The sequence below is a fragment of the Rodentibacter sp. genome (assembly GCF_057314195.1).
The window spans coordinates 1-17,226 of record NZ_DBHLAM010000046.1 but is presented as its reverse complement, the minus strand read 5'-3'; the positions used below and the strand labels follow the sequence as shown (position 1 = coordinate 17,226).

Annotated in this window: 19 protein-coding genes; 4 read left to right on the top strand and 15 right to left on the bottom strand. The window is 46.1% G+C overall.

Annotation, left to right across the window (positions count from 1 at the left end; all coding sequences use genetic code 11):
• A partial coding sequence (locus ACO59Y_RS06680) for a bL17 family ribosomal protein (RefSeq protein WP_486131765.1) occupies positions 1-151 on the top strand: 151 nt, incomplete at its 5' end.
• Between the two features lie 46 nt (positions 152-197).
• On the opposite strand, the gene mtgA is transcribed toward ACO59Y_RS06680, so the two are convergent.
• The 8 genes from mtgA to srmB form a co-directional block, all read right to left on the bottom strand.
• Entirely contained in the window at positions 198-944 is a 747-nt protein-coding gene (gene mtgA, locus ACO59Y_RS06675; protein ID WP_486131761.1) for a monofunctional biosynthetic peptidoglycan transglycosylase, read from the bottom strand.
• Positions 925-1,230, bottom strand: a complete 306-nt coding sequence (gene trpR / locus ACO59Y_RS06670) for a trp operon repressor (RefSeq protein ID WP_373603651.1) — start codon at positions 1,228-1,230, stop codon at positions 925-927. Before trpR ends, mtgA begins: the two co-directional genes overlap by 20 nt.
• A 32-nt stretch (positions 1,231-1,262) precedes the next feature.
• Positions 1,263-3,428, bottom strand: a complete 2,166-nt coding sequence (locus tag ACO59Y_RS06665; RefSeq protein WP_486131759.1) for a transglycosylase SLT domain-containing protein — start codon at positions 3,426-3,428, stop codon at positions 1,263-1,265.
• A gap of 195 nt (positions 3,429-3,623) precedes the next feature.
• Positions 3,624-3,920 (bottom strand): YciI family protein, encoded by a 297-nt coding sequence (locus ACO59Y_RS06660; RefSeq protein ID WP_373603653.1) that lies wholly within the window; start codon positions 3,918-3,920, stop codon positions 3,624-3,626.
• Between the two features lie 11 nt (positions 3,921-3,931).
• Entirely contained in the window at positions 3,932-4,411 is a 480-nt protein-coding gene (gene yciA, locus ACO59Y_RS06655) for an acyl-CoA thioester hydrolase YciA (protein ID WP_486131756.1), read from the bottom strand.
• Positions 4,411-4,980, bottom strand: a complete 570-nt coding sequence (locus ACO59Y_RS06650) for a septation protein A (protein ID WP_486131754.1) — start codon at positions 4,978-4,980, stop codon at positions 4,411-4,413. The genes yciA and ACO59Y_RS06650 overlap by 1 nt, the downstream gene beginning before the upstream one ends.
• Positions 4,981-5,730 carry a hypothetical protein gene (locus tag ACO59Y_RS06645; RefSeq protein ID WP_486131752.1) on the bottom strand — a complete coding sequence of 250 codons (750 nt, stop codon included), beginning with the start codon at positions 5,728-5,730 and terminating at the stop codon, positions 4,981-4,983.
• A 386-nt stretch (positions 5,731-6,116) separates the two neighbouring features.
• The gene (srmB, locus tag ACO59Y_RS06640) at positions 6,117-7,439 is read right to left on the bottom strand and encodes an ATP-dependent RNA helicase SrmB (protein WP_486131750.1); all 1,323 of its coding nucleotides are present in this window, start codon (positions 7,437-7,439) and stop codon (positions 6,117-6,119) included.
• A gap of 81 nt (positions 7,440-7,520) precedes the next feature.
• Between srmB and ACO59Y_RS06635 the strand changes: the two genes are divergently transcribed.
• Positions 7,521-8,219: a tRNA1(Val) (adenine(37)-N6)-methyltransferase gene (locus ACO59Y_RS06635; protein WP_486131748.1), complete on the top strand. Its 699-nt coding sequence runs from the start codon at positions 7,521-7,523 to the stop codon at positions 8,217-8,219.
• Between the two features lie 83 nt (positions 8,220-8,302).
• On the opposite strand, the gene fis is transcribed toward ACO59Y_RS06635, so the two are convergent.
• From fis to proC, 6 genes are all read right to left on the bottom strand, one after another.
• The gene (fis, locus tag ACO59Y_RS06630; RefSeq protein ID WP_373603659.1) at positions 8,303-8,605 is read right to left on the bottom strand and encodes a DNA-binding transcriptional regulator Fis; all 303 of its coding nucleotides are present in this window, start codon (positions 8,603-8,605) and stop codon (positions 8,303-8,305) included.
• Entirely contained in the window at positions 8,599-9,579 is a 981-nt protein-coding gene (gene dusB / locus ACO59Y_RS06625; RefSeq protein WP_486131746.1) for a tRNA dihydrouridine synthase DusB, read from the bottom strand. The genes fis and dusB overlap by 7 nt, the downstream gene beginning before the upstream one ends.
• Before the next feature lie 147 nt (positions 9,580-9,726).
• Positions 9,727-10,614, bottom strand: a complete 888-nt coding sequence (prmA, locus tag ACO59Y_RS06620; RefSeq protein WP_486131744.1) for a 50S ribosomal protein L11 methyltransferase — start codon at positions 10,612-10,614, stop codon at positions 9,727-9,729.
• Between the two features lie 21 nt (positions 10,615-10,635).
• A complete protein-coding gene (locus ACO59Y_RS06615; protein WP_486131742.1) occupies positions 10,636-11,502 on the bottom strand; it encodes a DMT family transporter in 867 nt (288 codons plus the stop codon).
• 149 nt (positions 11,503-11,651) lie between these two features.
• On the bottom strand, positions 11,652-12,815 hold the full coding sequence (locus ACO59Y_RS06610) for a 3-phenylpropionate MFS transporter (protein ID WP_486131740.1): 1,164 nt from the start codon (positions 12,813-12,815) through the stop codon (positions 11,652-11,654).
• On the bottom strand, positions 12,815-13,630 hold the full coding sequence (gene proC, locus ACO59Y_RS06605; RefSeq protein WP_486131738.1) for a pyrroline-5-carboxylate reductase: 816 nt from the start codon (positions 13,628-13,630) through the stop codon (positions 12,815-12,817). Before proC ends, ACO59Y_RS06610 begins: the two co-directional genes overlap by 1 nt.
• Before the next feature lie 67 nt (positions 13,631-13,697).
• On the opposite strand from proC, the gene rdgC reads away from it, so the two are divergent.
• Positions 13,698-14,606 carry a recombination-associated protein RdgC gene (gene rdgC, locus ACO59Y_RS06600; RefSeq protein ID WP_486131736.1) on the top strand — a complete coding sequence of 303 codons (909 nt, stop codon included), beginning with the start codon at positions 13,698-13,700 and terminating at the stop codon, positions 14,604-14,606.
• An 82-nt stretch (positions 14,607-14,688) separates the two neighbouring features.
• On the opposite strand, the gene ACO59Y_RS06595 is transcribed toward rdgC, so the two are convergent.
• A complete protein-coding gene (locus tag ACO59Y_RS06595) occupies positions 14,689-15,903 on the bottom strand; it encodes an aromatic amino acid transporter (RefSeq protein WP_486131734.1) in 1,215 nt (404 codons plus the stop codon).
• Positions 15,904-16,246: 343 nt separating this feature from the next.
• On the opposite strand from ACO59Y_RS06595, the gene ACO59Y_RS06590 reads away from it, so the two are divergent.
• The gene (locus ACO59Y_RS06590) at positions 16,247-17,014 is read left to right on the top strand and encodes a class I SAM-dependent methyltransferase (RefSeq protein ID WP_486131763.1); all 768 of its coding nucleotides are present in this window, start codon (positions 16,247-16,249) and stop codon (positions 17,012-17,014) included.
• Positions 17,015-17,226: the final 212 nt, after the last annotated feature.

Below are 17,226 nucleotides of genomic sequence, written 5' to 3'. Positions count from 1 at the left end.
ATTATTCAATGAATTAGGTCCACGTTTTGCTCAACGTGCAGGTGGTTACACCCGCATCTTGAAATGTGGTTTCCGCGCAGGTGACAATGCTCCAATGGCTTACATTGAGCTTGTTGATCGCCCAGAGGTCGCTGAGACATCTGAAGAATAATAATTGATAATAAAAAAAGAGCGGTTATTTTTAACCGCTCTTTTTTTTATAACCGTTTTAAATATTCAATTCCCAGTTGCTGCATTTGTCGTATTATCCATTGCTGCTTTTTGCGAACCAGGGCGCTAGGTTTATTAACTTGGTAAATAATTGGATTCGGCAATACGGCAGCTAACAGTGCAGCTTCCGATTGAGTCAGATTTTGGGCTGATTTATTGAAATAATAATGACTTGCCGCTTCCACACCAAAAATACCATCGCCGAATTCAGCAATGTTTAAATACACTTCCAAGATACGTTTTTTTGACCAACTTAATTCTAATAATATCGTCGCCGGTACTTCTAACCCTTTGCGTAACCAACTTTGCCCGTGCCATAAAAAAAGATTTTTAGCAGTTTGCTGAGAAAGTGTCGAACCGCCACGAATGCTACGTTTGTTTTTTTCGTTATGCTTAAAAGCGCGTTCAATAGCGTGAAAATCAAACCCAAAATGCTCAGGGAAACGTTGATCTTCCGCAGCAATCACAGCTAATTGCATGGCGGGCGAAATTTCATCTAAACTCACCCAATCGGATTTTGCTCGATAAGCAAAGTCACCTTGCAGAAAATGCCCGATTTGCTGTTGTGCCATATAGGCAGAAAAGGGAATAGGCACAAAACGAAGCAGCAGTACAAAAGCAAAAACAGCAAAGAAAAATTGAACCGCAATACGTTGCCAATTTTTCTTCCGCTGTTTGAGGTTAAACAAGCATAAAAATGCGGCTGCAATTCGATTAATTCGTTTCAATGCCATCAAGATGCCGCTTCACCCACTGCATAAAATCCGGATCCATCGTTTTAATCATATTTGAACCGCGCGTAATCGTCGCTGCGCTGGTATTCAGATTTTGTTGGATTTCACGTTGCGATAAGTCCTGTTTTAATAGTTGCGAGACGATCTGTAAGCGCAATCCTACAGCATCGCGTTCGTCAGGCGTGAGAAGCAAAGTTAAAAGTTCTTGCGCTTTACCTTGTTCAAAAGCGGTTCGTAGCATTGCGAGAAATGCGTTCCACTGCGCTAAGTTACGACTGATATACATTGTTACCATCCTATACTATTAAACTAGTGCGCTTAGTATAGCCGATCAAATTCGGCTTTGCTAAAAGTTTGTGGATTTTCTTTACATTGCAAAAGTTGGTAGTAAAAATCGTATGTTAATACGTTTTGCACATAACCGCGCGTTTCAAAAAAAGGAATCGACGCAATGAATTCGTCCATTGCCAATTTGCCATCGGCACGCGCCAACCATTTTTCCACCCGACTCGCCCCCGCATTGTAGGCTGCTGCAATCAAAATGCGGTTGTCGGGATACTTCGCGTTTAACTCGTTCAAATGCGCGGTGCCGAGCAAAATATTATTCAGTGGTTTGAACAAATCCTGCTCGCTTTGATACGGTAATTGATTATTATCCGCCGTAACTTGTGCAGTGCTCGGCAACAATTGCATCAACCCCCGCGCATTAGCAGACGACTGCGCCATCGGGTTCCAGGCACTTTCTTGCCGCGCAATCGCCATTGCAAAGGTTTTGCTGATAGATCGAGCGTGCGTTTGCGTATTCAACGCAATATCGAAATAATCGCTGTAGGCATTTGGCAAACGGAGTGCAATATTTTCCTTGGCTTGCGCGATAATCGACCCGTCCACGCCCAAATCGAACCAATTTTGCTGATTCGCGTATTCGCTCAAGGCGATTTGCATCGCTTGTTTGTTTTCTGGCGGCAGATTTTCCAATAAAAAACGCCAACGTTGTTTGGCTGCGCCAAGACGATCCAGTTGACGCAGTTCATCGATTTCTAACAAAGCCGCACGATACTTATCGGCGATCTCGTTTTGCGCGTTTTTATCCGCTAATGACGCCTCTTCAATGCGGTGCTGCGGAGCGAGTTCATTTCGCGTTAATGTCGTGGCGGCCAGCATCGGATAAAAACCGCGTTCTTTGGCCAGCGCGCTTAACATTTCGTGCGTTTTTGACTTATTCGTTTTTGCCAACCAATAACGCCATTCTTGCTTCGCTTTGCCTTCTTGCGACAAGGCGTTCAGCCAAGGTTGTAAATCTGTTTTTTGCCAAATGGCCATGCGCAGGCGGCGTTCAATTAAGTTATCTGCAGCCAGTTTTAAGATCTCCACATCGCGCCAGTGTTGAAAATTCTGGCTTGGGTTATCAAAAAAGCGGTTGAGAAAAGCAATTTTCCAGTCGCGAATTTGCCCATCGCTTAATCGCCAAGTTTGCGCCCATTGTTCATAAGGCGTGAAATTTGGCTCGTCGATATTTTCCGGCATGCTGTATAAATAGCGATTAAAGCCTTGTACGACGGCAAATTGATAGCGCGTATAGTCATTTTCGCTAAGTGTTGAGTTATCTGCCAGCGCCTTTAAATTCGCCGGATTTTTCAGCAAATTCACCAAACGTTGTAAATCTGCCGAAATGCCCGAATCTTCTTGCGTATTGCCCGCGCGTTCCGATTCTTTTGCCAAGCGTTGTAACCCTTTAAGATCATTTTGAGCGAACAGATTTTGTGCTTTTTGAATAATATTGTCCGCGGTTCTACTACCGCTGGCATTCCATTGCGCCCAAAGCGGCGCGTCGTCGGTCAATTCACCGTTAGCCAGCCAAAGCGCACCAAAGCGTTGCAAAATCTCGTTCTGCCGAGTTTGATTTGATTGAGTGTTGTCTTGAGATTGTTCGATGAGCCGATATTCCATATTTAATGCGGCGACTTGTATCGCCAAACTTTGCGGTTTGATTTTTTTTGCATAGTCCACTAATTCCGGCGCATCGGCATTATTCAGCAGCGTGAGAATATTTTGTTGTAAACGAGCGTGCAGAAAATGGCTCGGATGTTCGTTAATATAAGCTTCCAGCTCATTTTTGAGTGCAATTGTTTCATCTCGAGAAGTATTCGGCGTTATCTGTTTAATTTGAGCGTCGAAATATGCCGCCCAAGCGTCTTGTTGTAGTGGATAGCCTTCAAGCGCGTGTAACAGTTGCAGAAAAATCGGCTTGTTTGCGGCAACGCGTTGATTTTTGAGCGCGCTTTTTAGCAGATTTTCAAACTGTAAAAAAGTCGCGCGCTGTTGCAGCCGTTTTAATTCCGCCGTTTGTTGCTTTTGTCGCCATTGGCTTTGTTGGCTCGCTAAGTTAGCATTCTCGGCGTATTCATGCTTCGCTTGGTTGGCTTGTGTTGATTGCGTAAGCGCGGTGAGAAGCGCGAGGGAAATAAGGAGAGGTTTTTTCATACTGAGCATGGCTATTGTCTTTGCGTTAGTTTTTGGTTACGGCAAAAAGGCTCAAAGTGAAACCGCGAGATGTCATTTGAGCACCGCATTGGAGGCTTGTCACACGGGGCTTCAATGCGGTGCTCTTGGGCGACTCCGTTTTTGGCCTGATAAAAAAGCGAATCTTTTGATTCGCTTTTCGTTTCCTTTGTTCAATTAAAAGACTTTTTTAAACGGTTTGACGATCACTTCACCGTAAACGCCGGCTTCCACATAAGGATCTTGCGCCGCCCAATCTTTGGCAGCGAGTAAATTATCGAATTGGGCGATCACGGTGGAGCCGCTAAAGCCGGCTTCGCCCGGATTTTCGGCGTCAATGGCCGGATTCGGGCCAGCTGTGAGTAAACGGCCTTCCGCTTGTAATTGAGTTAAGCGCGCTAAGTGCCGTTCGCGTACAGCGAGGCGCTTTTCCAAGGTGTCGGGGATATCTTGTGCAAAAATCACGTAATACATACTTTTTCCTTTTAACAATGCGGTTGTTGCGCTTCGTATTCTTGAATCGCCGCTAAGGCGCTTTCCAATTCGTGGTTGCCTTCGCGCGGGATGGTACGGGATTTGCCGTGATTATCCACGGCCACAAAAGTGAATACTGCATCAGTGACGCAATAACGCTCGCCGATCGGTTCGCTGGCGACTTTTTTGACCCAGACTTCCACTTTGATTTTAATCGACGACCGACCGACTTTTAGGCATTGTCCATAGCAGCATACTACGTCGCCGACGGAAATTGGCTTGATGAAGTTCATCCGTTCCACGGCAACGGTGACCACGCGTCCGTGAGCGATTTCTTTGGCTAAAATCGCACCGCCCATATCCATTTGCGACATAATCCAGCCGCCAAAAATATCGCCGTTAGCATTAGTGTCGGAGGGCATGGCAAGGGTGCGTAGTAATAAAACGCCTTTCGATTGGCGACCATTGTTGTCAATAAAATTCGAGACCATTATTGCTCTCCTTTATGATTGTTTCCGTCGTTTTTTTGTTCGTGTTGCGACAAAAATCGATAAATATAGGCGCCGGAAATAAGCGTGGCGATCAGCGTCATTCCGATTAAGCCGAAAGATTTGAAATCCACCCAAGCTTCTTCCGACATATTTTGGCTGATATAAATGTTGGTTAACATACAAATGATAAAGAATGTCGCCCAGCCGAGATTGAGTCTGTTCCAGGCTTTTTCCGGCAATTGAATGTCTTTACCGAGTAATTTTTTTACTAAAGGCGTGTTAAATTGAAACTGTGCCACCAATAATACGACGGCGAATAACCCATTGATAAGGGTGACTTTCCATTGTAAATAGCGCAGTTCGTTGAAATAGGCGGTAAGCAGACCGAAGAAAACTACTGCGCCGGCCATTATTTTTTGTTGTTTTTCAATGGCGCCATATTTCCATTTCAATATGATCAGTTGCGCAATCGTGGCGATAACCAATACCATCGCTGCTTCGCGTACGCCACCTAATTTATAGGTTACAAAAAATAAAATTAATGGAATAAAATCAAGTAGTTGCTTCATTTATGGCTCCTGCATAAATAAACTGTAAAAACGATAAGTTACTACTAATGTGAAAATATTGATCAATGCCGCCGTCAGGCTCACGATAACGGAAAAGATAAGATTCTCCGAAAGCACACTTAATTGCAGAATCAGCATCGGGGCAACAAAATACACCAATAAAGCATAAATCAGCAACGCGGTTTTTTGATTGCGCCCTTGCAACCAAATTTTTTGTAAAGATTGGCCTATTCCGTCTTGAGTTGTGAGGTAATGGAGTGAGGCTAAATTCAGCCGAATAAAAAAGTATATGCCGAAAAAAATCGTCAATAATGCGGCTATAGAAGGCGTCGTGTTGCTAAGTGCGGCACCGACAATGTGCGCGACGCCGATCAACACGGGAAGCACACTAACGGTTTCCAACACGATCACACCGATGAAACGACGTAAGGTCAACACAAAATTTGCGCTCAACGTAAGTGGATTGTGCCGACTGATTTGGTGAATCGTCATCAATCCCCAAGCGCTGATAAAAATACTGGCTAATTGTGCCGGTAAAAAAGAAGCTAAAAAGTCCGACGCATTGATTTGGCTTAAATCGGACAATGTATTACCGCCCGAAACGGCGTCTTGCGCCATAAAATCGGGAGTTAATAAGATGCTCAATACTTGTACAATAAAAAGCATGAAAACCAATTGCAGCATGATTTTCTGTTGATTACGAAAAAAATGCCAACTGTCTTGCAAAACTTGGGTAAAGTTAATTTTCATCGAATTTCCCTTGTCAAAAAATGCGCTGATTATACCTTGTTTAGCGGTTTGTGCCATTTATCTTGTGTAAAAATTCCGCTTTGGGCATAACGCAATTTAGAATTATTGGGCGCCCCGTTTGCGCAGCGCAACCGCGATGGTGAAATTCGGCGTATTGGGCGGAGAGCATGAAGTGAACCTGAAATAGAATCGGTCAGTTTTCACTGCTTAGGTTATCGTTGCTGGGGTTATCGTTGCTGAGGTTTAATCCGTGGCTTTTAGTGCCAATAGCTAAAATAGCACCGCATTGGAGGGTTCCAATGCGGTGCTATTTTTACCTGGCAAAGAAAATTGTGAGCAATGGCAATATTGATGCCGTTCAACAACGAAAGTGTTGCCTCACCGAACTAAATTTCTTTTGATCCGCTCGGCTTGCGTCGTTTACCGATATTTTTCGTGTCTTTATGGCGTATTTTCATTTTTTTCTTCGCCTCGACTTTTTTCTTTTCTTCGCGTTTTTCTTTAATACGCATTTTTTGTTTTTTGGAAACCGATTTTATTTCGCCGTCTTTCGGCGCTTTAGTGCGAGGTTCCAAGCCTTCCAAAATTCGCGCTTTTAGAATTTCTTCCGTGTAACGTTTGATTTTACCGAGCAACTTATAATCGTGCGCTTCCACAAAAGATACCGCGGTGCCTTTTTTACCGGCGCGTGCCGTGCGTCCAATGCGGTGCAGATAGGTATCTGCGCTGTACGGTAAGTCGAAGTTCATCACATGGCTGACATCGTCAATATCAATGCCGCGCGCCGCCACGTCTGTCGCCACCAGTAGCGTTACGATGCCTGATTTTAATTTATCAATGGCGTTATTGCGTTGCGTTTGCGCCATGTCGCCTTCTAAATAGGCGGAACGAATGCCGCGTTTACACAAGGTTTCGGAAAGCTCGCGCGCTTCTTCGCGACGACGTACGAACACTATACCGCGGCTTACTTGTTCTGTTTCGACGAAGCGCGCGAGCAATTTGATCTTGTGTTCCCGACTATCAGCGTGGTAATACCATTGATTGATTTTTTTGCGTTCACGACGACTCGGTTGCGCTTCCGCTTTCACCGGATCGTTGAGCAAACGTTCGGCAAAATCTGTCAACAATTCGCCTTCAAGCGTCGCGGAAAATAGCAATGTTTGCTTACGCCAACGGGTTTCCGCCGCAATTTTTTCCGCATCCTGCCCGAAGCCCATTTGCAACATACGATCCGCCTCGTCGAAAATTAATATTTCTACCGAACGACAATCGAAATTTTCTTCCTTAATGTATTGCAATAAACGTCCCGGCGTTGCTACCACCAAATCTTGGTTGGAATTAAATACTTCGCCATGATTTTGATAGGCCACGCCGCCGGTGATGGTTGCGATATCTAAACGGGTGAGCTGTGCCAGCTGTTGCGCTTGCTCCGCCACTTGCATGGCCAGCTCGCGCGTTGGTGTGAGCACTAAAACGCGTGGCGGGCCCGGTTTACGGCGTGGATAATCCAACAAATGTTGTAATGCCGGCAATAAAAAGGCGACGGTTTTGCCCGTGCCGGTGGGCGCCGAACCTAATATATCGCGTTCTTCCATAGCCGCCGGAATGGCTTTCGTTTGGATCGCAGTCGGACGAACGTAGCCCTTTTGGTCGAGGGCTTTTAAAAGCTCGGGGGAAAGATCGAATTGTTCAAATTGGGATAAATTCATTATAGTGCGGCTTTTTTGTTAAAATCGGCGCGGATTATACCTGAAATACCGGTTAAAGTACGGTCGGTTTAGGAAAAATATATGAGCGGATTTACCTTTAAACAGTTTCATATCAATCAACAAGACTGCGCGATGAAGGTCGGCACTGACGGCATTTTGCTCGGCGCTTGGGCAGATGTCACGAACTGTCGAAGAATATTGGATATGGGCTGCGGCACGGGATTGTTGGCGTTGATGTTAGCGCAGCGCAGTGCGCCAGATTGTCAGATTCATGCGGTGGAACTCGATCCCGCCGCGGCACAACAAGCGCAACAAAATATCAATGGCTCTCCTTGGCGGCACCGCATTGAACTGCATCAAGGCGATGTATTGCATTTTTTGGCCGAAACCGCTTACCCCTTTGATTTAATTGTGGCTAATCCGCCTTATTTTGCGCAAGGCGTGCACTGTAAAAATGCGCAACGGCAGCTGGCGCGTTATATGCAACAATGTCATTCGGATTGGTTAAATCGGGCTGCACAACGATTATCGCCGAACGGAGAAATAAGTTTTGTCGTGCCTTTCGAGGCAGTAAAAAGCCTGATGGATTCAGCTGAACTAGAGTGCGTGAAGCAGACCGCGGTCATTACTAAAATCGGCAAAACGCCGCGGCGAATGTTAATTACCTTCGCCAAACAGTCGCGAACGTTAATGCAAGACGAATTGGTGATTTACGACGAACACCATCAATACACCGCGGAATTTGTCGCATTGACGAAAGATTTTTATTTGAAATTTTAACCGCTTAAAACAGCACCGCATTGGAATCGCTCCAATGCGGTGCTGTTGTTTGATATCAAACTATGTTTCGACAGCTTGAGTGATTAACCGCCCATGCCATATTTTTTTAATTTTTTGCGTAAGGTGCCGCGGTTAATGCCAAGCATATTCGCTGCGCGGGTTTGGTTACCGCGCGTGTATTGCATCACCATGTCTAACATTGGGTGTTCGACTTCTACCAATACTAATTCGTAAAGATCATTCACATCTTGCCCGTCTAATTGAGATAAGTAATTGCGTAATGCTTGTTTTACGGAATCACGTAACGGTTTGTTGGTGACTTGTGATTGAGAGTTTAACACTGAAACGGTTAATGCTTCAGACGGACTACGTTGTTGTTCTAACATCTTGCTTTATCCAAAATTGAATTTAAAAAATCTTCCAACACAATAAGTTGTTCCTGCGGATCGTTTATTGCGTTAAAAGTCTGTCTAAAAACGGAACCAGGTTGAATTTCCTGTAAGTACCAAGCTATGTGTTTGCGGGCAATGCGGTAGCCTTTTGGGGCGCCGTAGAATTGGTGTAATTCTTGAATATGGCGCAAAATTTGAGCGCATTTTTCACTTAAACTTGGTGTTTGAATGATCGTATCGCGTTCAATTAAGCCTTCCACTGCTTGAAACAGCCAAGGATTGCCTAACGCGGCACGTCCGATCATAATTGCATCGGCGCCGGTGTAATCAAGCACCTGTTTTGCTTTTGCCGCGCAATCAATATCGCCGTTGGCAATCACCGGGATCGAAACGGCTTGTTTGACCGCGCGAATATTGTCGTATTCCGCTTCCCCTTCAAAAAGACATTCTCGCGTCCGTCCGTGAATGGTTAAAGCCTGAATACCGGATTGTTCTGCAATTTTGCCGATTTGCACGCAGTTTCGATTAGATTTATTCCAGCCCGTGCGAATTTTCAAGGTTACCGGCACATCGACCGCCTTGACGACTTCGCGCAGAATGTTTTCCACCAATTCGGGAAACTGCAACAATGCCGAGCCGGCAAGTTTGCGATTTACCTTTTTGGCAGGACAGCCCATATTGATGTCGATGATTTGCGCACCACATTCCACATTCGCCACCGCGGCTCGCGCCATTTCCAACGGCTCGGAACCTGCGATCTGCACCGCATTGAAGCCTAATTCATCGCTATGCGCCAAACGCAATTTGGATTTTTCCGTATGCCAAAGTTGCGGATTGGCGGACATCATTTCGGAGAAGGTCAATCCCGCGCCATAATGCGCACAAAGACGGCGGAAAGGTTTATCGGTAATGCCAGCCATCGGTGCCAGTAAAACACGATTTTTTAATGGGTAAGGACCGATGCGCATTTTACCTTTCACCTTCGAGCAAGCCTAAATCCAATTGCTGTCGAACGGCGCGACAACCGACAAGGCGTGCTATCATACGCACTTTGATATGCTTTGCAAAGCGAATTTTGTTCAAAAAATACACTTTTTTTAATTGACAAAATAAAATTAAAGCGATTTTAACTTGCCCGTAATTCGGCACCATTCCTCACGTACCGCAACCTCTTCCAAATCAAAGGTTTGGGCGTAAGCATCGCAGACGGATCGGGCTTGCGTTTCTAAAATACCGGACAAGCCCAAATCGCCGTTTTCTTTCACCAAGCAGCTAATCAGCGGATAAAGTTCTTTTAATGGGCCGGCTAAAATATTGGCGACTACAACGTCCGCTTTAAGATTCGCCGGTTTTTCGTCGGATAAAAAAAGTTGCAAGCGATCCGCAACACCGTTTTGTTGCGCATTGTTACGACTGGCAAGAATTGCTTGCGGATCAATATCAATACCGATTGCACTTTTAGCGCCGAGTTTCAGCGCGGCGATGGCCAAAATACCGGAACCGCAACCAAAGTCGATCACCGTTTTGTCCTGTAAATCCAAACCGTCTAACCATTCCAAGCAAAGTGCGGTGGTTGGGTGTGTGCCGGTACCGAAGGCCAAGCCGGGATCGAGCATCACATTCACCGCATTTGGCTCGGGAACTTCACGCCAGCTCGGACAGATCCATAAACGTTTACCGAACTGCATAGGATGGAAATTATCCATCCACTCACGCGCCCAATCTTTGTCTTCGATTTGCTCGATTTTATATGCCGCGCCATCCTCTAAATGGCCCGCTTGTTTTAATAAGCCGACGATTTCCGCCATATCGGTTTCCGCATCAAAAAGCGCGATGACGTCGGTATTGCCCCACAGGCGGGTTTCGCCCGGCAGCGGTTCAAAAATCGGCGTATCTCGACTGTCCATAAACGTGACGGAAACGGCACCGATTTCCTCTAAAAAATCACTTATTTTTTCTGCTTTTTCATTCGTGCTGTTTAAGCGAATTTGAATCCAAGCCATATTTTTCTCCTTTAATAAAACCTATTTTTTCAACAATTTTGGCAGTAACGCCGAGCCAATGGTGGCGAGCATAATAAGGGCGATGCCGAGGGTGGATAGCATCGAAAGACTTTCGCCGAGCAAGGCCACTGCAAATAAAATTCCAAACAGTGGTTCCAACGCCACCAAAATGCCGGAAAGATTCGCATCTACGCTGTTTAAACCTTTATTCCAGAGCCAAAATGCCAGCCAGCTGCAACCGATGGCGAGATAAAATAAACCGATGACGCCGTAAAAGTCCCATTCAATTCGCCAACTTTCGGTTAAAAGCAAAGTGAACGGCAGGGTGATTAGACAGCCTAGTACGATGGTGGCTGAAGTGTAGGCTTGATTGGATACGCGCGCCACGACGTTTTGAGTCCAGCGCAATACGCCGGCGAAAATAATGCCGGCGACCAATACCAGTAAACAGCCGAATAGACTAATGTCATTGATGCCGTCATGATGTTGCCCGCCGTTAATCATTATCGCTACGCCTAAAAAGGCCATCGCGCCGAACAGCCAATGGAACCCGCGAGCGCGGTCTTTAAAAAAGAAATGTCCGATGAAAACCACCAGCAACGGTTCCAAACCGATCATCGTAACCGCACTGGCGGCGGAAGTGTATTTCAAGCCAATAAATTGCAGCAAAAAAACGGCGGTGTAATTGAAAAATGCCAGCCACCGAAGTTGTTTGCGCATCAATTTATCAATTTTTTTCCAGTGTCGCAGAAATAGCGGCAGCACAAAAATCGCTGCGATAATGAGGCGCGACTGTACCACCAGCACGGGATCCATCATGGAATATGTCATTTTGCCGACGATTAATGAGCTGCTCCAAATGAGCAAAGCGATAATTTGGTAAATCATAATTTATCTCTTACGGTTATCTTCACGTTCGTTTACGGGGACGAGAAAGATGATTTCAATGCGGTGCCCGTTCGGAAGTCCATCGCTGCAAGGTTTCAATGCGGTGCCCGTTCGAAAGTCCGTCGCCGCAAGATTTCAATGCGGTGCTGTTAAGATTGTTTTATTAAGAAAGCCTCCAACTTGCGTGGAATTAGCAAGAAAGAGACTGCGGCAATCGCGCTCATAAATAGAAAAGTGATAGTCGGCGATGCAGGGTAAATTATGCCGGCAATCGCACTGAAAAGCGCGATAAGAAGGCCGTTTGACAAGCCGTTATATAAGCCTTGTAATTTGGCGATGTGACTTTGCGGTCGCGTGGTGATGTAGCGCACAACAGCGTAATGACACAGTGCGTAAGTAAGGCTGTGCATCAGTTGCAATAATAGAATTAAAGTGAAATCCCGAACATAATCAAATGCCGCCCAACGAACGACACAGGCTGCGGCGGAGAAATAAAACAATTTACTGACCGATACGTTTTGAAATAAACGACGTGAAAAGAAAAATAACAGAATTTCCGCACCGACCCCAATGCCCCAAAGCAAGCCGGTTTGTGCGACGGAAAGGCCAATATCGGTCCAATAAATCGTGCCATATACATAATAGGCGGCATGTGAACCTTGAATCATGCCGACGGCGAGCATTACGCGTAAAGTCGTCGGGTTTTTCAGCAGCGCTAAAAAGCCGATTCGACGGTTTTCGCCTTGTTCCGAGGTTTCGTCTTGCGGCGCAATGTCAGGTTTTAATAATTGAATCAAAGTATAGAACAGCAAAAGAGCGGTTAACATCCATACGATATTTTCCGCACCGAGGCTGTCGATTATTCCGCCGAACACCACGACGCCCAAAATAAACGCCAAAGAACCGATTAATCGCACTTTGCCGTAATCCAGCCCGATTTGGCGTTGCCAAGTGGCGGCAAGGGAATCGCCGATAGGCATTCCGGCCGCGTTTACTGCAGCAAATAAACCGACAACGCAAAATAATAGCCAGAAATGATGCGCGAACAAACTGAACGCCGCTGCCGTCAAGACGCTGGCAAGGGCGAGCAGGCGTAGCGAGACGATCATGTGCGCGGCTTTTTGGATTAACGAAGAAAATAATAAGCCGCCGACAAAACGGAAAACATAGGCGCTGCCGATGACCAGCCCGATCATTTCTTCGCCATAGTTTTGCGATTTTAACCATGCAGGAAAGAAGGGCAAAAACACGCCGTAGGCACAGTAATAACCTAAGAAACTCAAGGCGAGCCAATAAAAGGGACGAATTTGCATCAGAATAATTTTTCCATTTCTTGCGAACGCGCGGCGCAGGCTTGCATGGCTTGTGCGACGATTTGATTAAAATGTTGCGCGTTGAATACGGCTAATGCCGCTTCCGTCGTGCCGCCTTTGGACGTGACGTTTTGGCGTAGTGTGGAAAAGTCGAGTTGCGGATTATCGATCGCCATTTTGGCCGCACCGAATATGGTTTGTCGCACCAAGATGCAGGCGCTGTCGGCATCTAAATTCATCTCGACCAGCGCTTGTTGCATCGCTTCCAACATTTGGAAAAAATACGCCGGACTGCTGCCGGATGCTGCGGTGACTGCGTGCATTTGCGCTTCATCTTGCAGCCAAAGGGTTTTGCCCACCGTATTCAACAATTCTTGTACGAAAATACAATCGGCTTGCGCGGTATTTTTAGCCGCAAACAAGCCTGCCATGCCTTCGCTTATGAGTGCCGGCGTATTTGGCATCACGCGCACTACGGATTTGGCACTCGGAATCAACGTTTGCAAGCGCGCGGTGGAAATGCCTGCGGCAATGGAAATCAACAATTTATCGCTAAAATCAACCCCCGCTAGGCAGCGGCACACTTCCGCCATCATTTGCGGTTTCACCGCCAACAGCACCGCATCGGCACGCTTTGCGCTAACCGCATTATCTTGTGCCGTTTGCACGCCGAGTTCGGCAAAAAACGCGCGTTTTGTTTCGTTTGGGTCGTTCACAATAATCTGCTCAGCCGGATAGCCTTGCTTTAACAAACCAAGTACGATTGCTTGCGCCATATTGCCGCCGCCGATAAAGGCGATTAATTTGTGTTGCATCGTTTTTTCCTATCAGTTTATGGGCTACAATGGCGCGTATTTTACCCTATTATGAAGGAAGTTTACGATGTGGTTCAAAAATTTGATGAGTTATCGTCTTACCAAGTCGTTGGAATGGAATCTCACGCAATTACAAACGCAGTTGGAAACATGTCGATTCCATCCTTGTGGCGTGCAAGATCAAAGTAAATTCGGCTGGTCTGCGCCGTTGCGCGGTTCGGATTTGCTGTATTTTTCTGTCGGTAAACAGATTTTGTTAGTGGCGCAAAAGGAAGAAAAAATGTTGCCGGCAAATGTTGTTAAACGTGAGTTAGCGCACCGCATTGAAAGCCTTGAAGAAAAAGAAAATCGCAAGCTGAAAAAAAACGAAAAGCAAACTTTAAAGGACGACGTGGTGATGAATTTATTGCCGCGTGCTTTCAGCAAAAATCAATACACGGCGTTGTGGATCGATACGGAAAGCGGTTTGCTGCATCTGGATGCGGCTTCTGCCAAACGGGCGGAAGACGTGTTGGCGTTATTACGCAAATCCCTCGGTTCGTTGCCGGTGGTGCCGCTTGCCTTTGCCAACGAACCAAGCACGATTTTAACCGATTGGATTACGCAAGATAATTTGCCTCATTGGTTGATTGCGTTAGAAGAAGCCGAACTGCGCGGCAGCCAAGAAGACAGCGTGATTCGTTGTAAAAAACAACCGTTGGAAAATGAAGATATTCTCGCCTTGTTGCAAGAGGGCAAAAAAGTCGTGAGCAAATTGGCGTTGGAATGGGAAGATACTTTAACTTTCGTGTTTAACGAAGATGGTAGCCTAAAACGCCTTAAATTCGCCGATAGCGTGCGGGAGAAAAATGAAGATATTTCGAAAGAAGATTTTGCCCAGCGTTTTGATGCGGATTTTGTGTTAATGACAGGAATTCTGGCGAAATTAACCGAAAACTTGCTGGAAGCGTTCGGTGGGGAAAAGGTGAGATTGTAAGCGCAATTTCGACTTAACGGCCGTTCTTCGTTGAAAATAGCACCGCATTGGAAGGGATTTCAATGCGGTGCTATTTTGCCGATCAACCGACCACGAAAGGCAAATATCCGGCGCGGATGGCAAACGGAATGGCGGTAATCGCCACGCCGAGCGCTAACACCACGAACAAGGCCAGATTGCCGCCTCGGACGCGGTACGGCAGATGTGGATGGAGACGGCGCGCTTTCCATACTAAGCTGACCGGCAATACCACTGCGTAGAAGGCGAACATTTGGCCGGCGTAGCCAAGCGCCAAGATAAAACCTTCCGGGTAGAACAAAGCGAAAATCAATGGCGGAATAAAGGTTAATAAACCGAGCGTGATGCGGCCGGCGGAGCGGTTAAAGGAACGTTTTAGCAAGTCTTCGATACATTCCAGTAAGCCTAACCCCACGCCTAGAAATGATGTTACCAAGGCCAAGGTTGAGAATAATTTTACTGCGCCGGCAATAATACTGCTGCCGGTTATCGCAAGCGTCGCTTTCACTAAGCCGTTTAAGGTAGCGTCTTCTTGCAAAATTTGTAAGAAGTTGTTTTGCGTGAGTAAGCCGTGGGTGGAAAGTTGCCATAAAATATAGGCGCCGAGCGTAATTCCCGAACCGACCAAAATCGACCGGCGCAACGCGTTTACGTTCCCTCCCAAATATTTATTTAAACTTGGAATGGAACCGTGAAAACCGAATGCGGTGAAAAACACCGGGCTGGCGGAAATCATTAAAGCATTGTCGATAGGCATTGCCATTAAGTTGTCGAATTGGATTTTCGGTAACATTAAGCTCAACACTAGCACGAACGCGGCGATCATCACGAAAAATAAGACACGATTGATTTTGTCCACCGAATGGGTGCCGATTACAATAAATGTGCCGAAAATCACGGTAAAGAGTAACACGGCGAGCTTATTGGAGCCGCCTGTATCGCCTGCGGCGGGTAATAAATCCATCAGCAGTGAACCGCCACCACTGACGTAAGCGGCGATTAACGCATATAAAAAAACGATTAAAACCAAGGTAGAAACAATGCGTCCCGCTTTGCCGAAATACTGTTCGGCAAGCGTGCCAATGCCCGCGTCGCTTTCGGCGGTTTGATACAGTTCAACGAATAATAAGGCGCTGAAAGTAAGCAATGCCCACAGTGATAGCAATAAAACGATGGTAAAGCCGAAACCGATGCCGGCCGAAGTGAGCGGCATGGCGAGCATGCCTGCGCCGATCATGGTACCGGCGACGAGTAATGTACTGCCTACGGTTTTGTTCATTTTTCATTCCTTTTTTGTAATTAAAAATTTACGCGGATTGTATTTTATAATTTACAGCCTGTAAAGGCGGTTCACCGCTTTATTTTATCTTGGAGTTAACTCATTCATTTTTGCTCAAGCGTTGCCTCTAAACCCGCTCACGGGCACCGCATCGGATACTTTTATTTACAGTATGCCGAGCATAAATGTTCTATCATTGCACCGAATGACAACGCAGTGTGTTGATGTGGTTTTTCTCCAAATCGTTTCAAATAATTAATCGTCGCATCGCTTTTTGGCGCATCTTGCGGAAGGTAAAGAGATGGCCCTTTCTTTGTTCAATGCGGTGCTGTTGAGGGAGTTCATGAATCAGAAAACCAGCATATACGACCACGAACATTTTTTCGCGCTTTATCGAAAGCTTCGTGCTAATCCGATAAGCTTAAACGAAATTGTGGAAAAACCGACGATGCTTGCGTTATTGCCGGATTTACACGGCAAAAAATTGCTCGATCTTGGTTGCGGCTGCGGCGAGCATTTACGGCTTTATTTGCAACAAGGCGTGGCGGCGGTGACAGGGTTGGATTTATCCGTCAATATGTTAGAGCAAGCCCGCCACGACTTGCTCCAATGCGGTGCTGATACGACAGTCTGTTCTTTGTATCACTTGCCGATGGAAAATTTAGCCGACTTGCCGGAAGACGGTTTCGACCTGATTACCAGTTCTTTCGCTTTTCATTATGTGCAAGATTTTCCTGCGCTGCTGGCTTCGATTGTCGATAAATTAGCGCCCGGGGGCACGTTGCTGTTTTCTCAGGAACACCCAATAACCACTTGCCACAAAGAAGGCGAGCGCTGGGAAAAAGATAATAATAAACAACAGGTTGCGTATCGTTTGAATCATTATCGCGAGGAAGGCGAGCGCGACCGAAATTGGTTCAAACAGCCGTTTAAAACTTACCATCGCACCGTCGCGACAATTGTTAACGATTTAATTGAGGCGGGGTTTCAAATTGAGCGAATGGCAGAACTGATGCTTGCCGATCAACCCGAGTGGCGCGATGAATTTAAAGATTTGCAGCATCGCCCGGTGTTGCTTTTCGTTCGTGCAAAGAAAATCGTTTCGGCGTAAAAATAAACTGGTTTTCGCCCTCTCTTTGTGATATAAAACGCACCGCTGTTTTTGCCGTTAAAAAAACAGCGTTTTTATTTACAACACACACATATCACCAAGGCTTCATCGGGGTGCCAAACGGTCGATGAGCTGATATGTGGAGGCTCAACCCCAATAAAAGGAAAATATTATGGCACAAGTTTCAATGCGCGACATGATCAACGCGGGCG

Bases quoted from the DNA above. Each gene is read 5' to 3' on its own strand.
- trpR (WP_373603651.1), bottom strand. From the start codon at position 1,230: ATGTATATCAGTCGTAACTTAGCGCAGTGGAACGCATTTCTCGCAATG.
- ACO59Y_RS06650 (WP_486131754.1), bottom strand. From the start codon at position 4,980: ATGAAGCAACTACTTGATTTTATTCCATTAATTTTATTTTTTGTAACC.
- ACO59Y_RS06615 (WP_486131742.1), bottom strand. From the start codon at position 11,502: ATGATTTACCAAATTATCGCTTTGCTCATTTGGAGCAGCTCATTAATC.
- ACO59Y_RS06610 (WP_486131740.1), bottom strand. From the start codon at position 12,815: ATGCAAATTCGTCCCTTTTATTGGCTCGCCTTGAGTTTCTTAGGTTAT.
- yciA (WP_486131756.1), bottom strand. From the start codon at position 4,411: ATGGTCTCGAATTTTATTGACAACAATGGTCGCCAATCGAAAGGCGTT.
- ACO59Y_RS06595 (WP_486131734.1), bottom strand. From the start codon at position 15,903: ATGAACAAAACCGTAGGCAGTACATTACTCGTCGCCGGTACCATGATC.
- ACO59Y_RS06660 (WP_373603653.1), bottom strand. From the start codon at position 3,920: ATGTATTACGTGATTTTTGCACAAGATATCCCCGACACCTTGGAAAAG.
- rdgC (WP_486131736.1), top strand. From the start codon at position 13,698: ATGTGGTTCAAAAATTTGATGAGTTATCGTCTTACCAAGTCGTTGGAA.
- ACO59Y_RS06645 (WP_486131752.1), bottom strand. From the start codon at position 5,730: ATGAAAATTAACTTTACCCAAGTTTTGCAAGACAGTTGGCATTTTTTT.
- ACO59Y_RS06635 (WP_486131748.1), top strand. From the start codon at position 7,521: ATGAGCGGATTTACCTTTAAACAGTTTCATATCAATCAACAAGACTGC.
- ACO59Y_RS06590 (WP_486131763.1), top strand. From the start codon at position 16,247: ATGAATCAGAAAACCAGCATATACGACCACGAACATTTTTTCGCGCTT.
- srmB (WP_486131750.1), bottom strand. From the start codon at position 7,439: ATGAATTTATCCCAATTTGAACAATTCGATCTTTCCCCCGAGCTTTTA.
- mtgA (WP_486131761.1), bottom strand. From the start codon at position 944: ATGGCATTGAAACGAATTAATCGAATTGCAGCCGCATTTTTATGCTTG.
- dusB (WP_486131746.1), bottom strand. From the start codon at position 9,579: ATGCGCATCGGTCCTTACCCATTAAAAAATCGTGTTTTACTGGCACCG.
- ACO59Y_RS06665 (WP_486131759.1), bottom strand. From the start codon at position 3,428: ATGAAAAAACCTCTCCTTATTTCCCTCGCGCTTCTCACCGCGCTTACG.
- prmA (WP_486131744.1), bottom strand. From the start codon at position 10,614: ATGGCTTGGATTCAAATTCGCTTAAACAGCACGAATGAAAAAGCAGAA.
- fis (WP_373603659.1), bottom strand. From the start codon at position 8,605: ATGTTAGAACAACAACGTAGTCCGTCTGAAGCATTAACCGTTTCAGTG.
- proC (WP_486131738.1), bottom strand. From the start codon at position 13,630: ATGCAACACAAATTAATCGCCTTTATCGGCGGCGGCAATATGGCGCAA.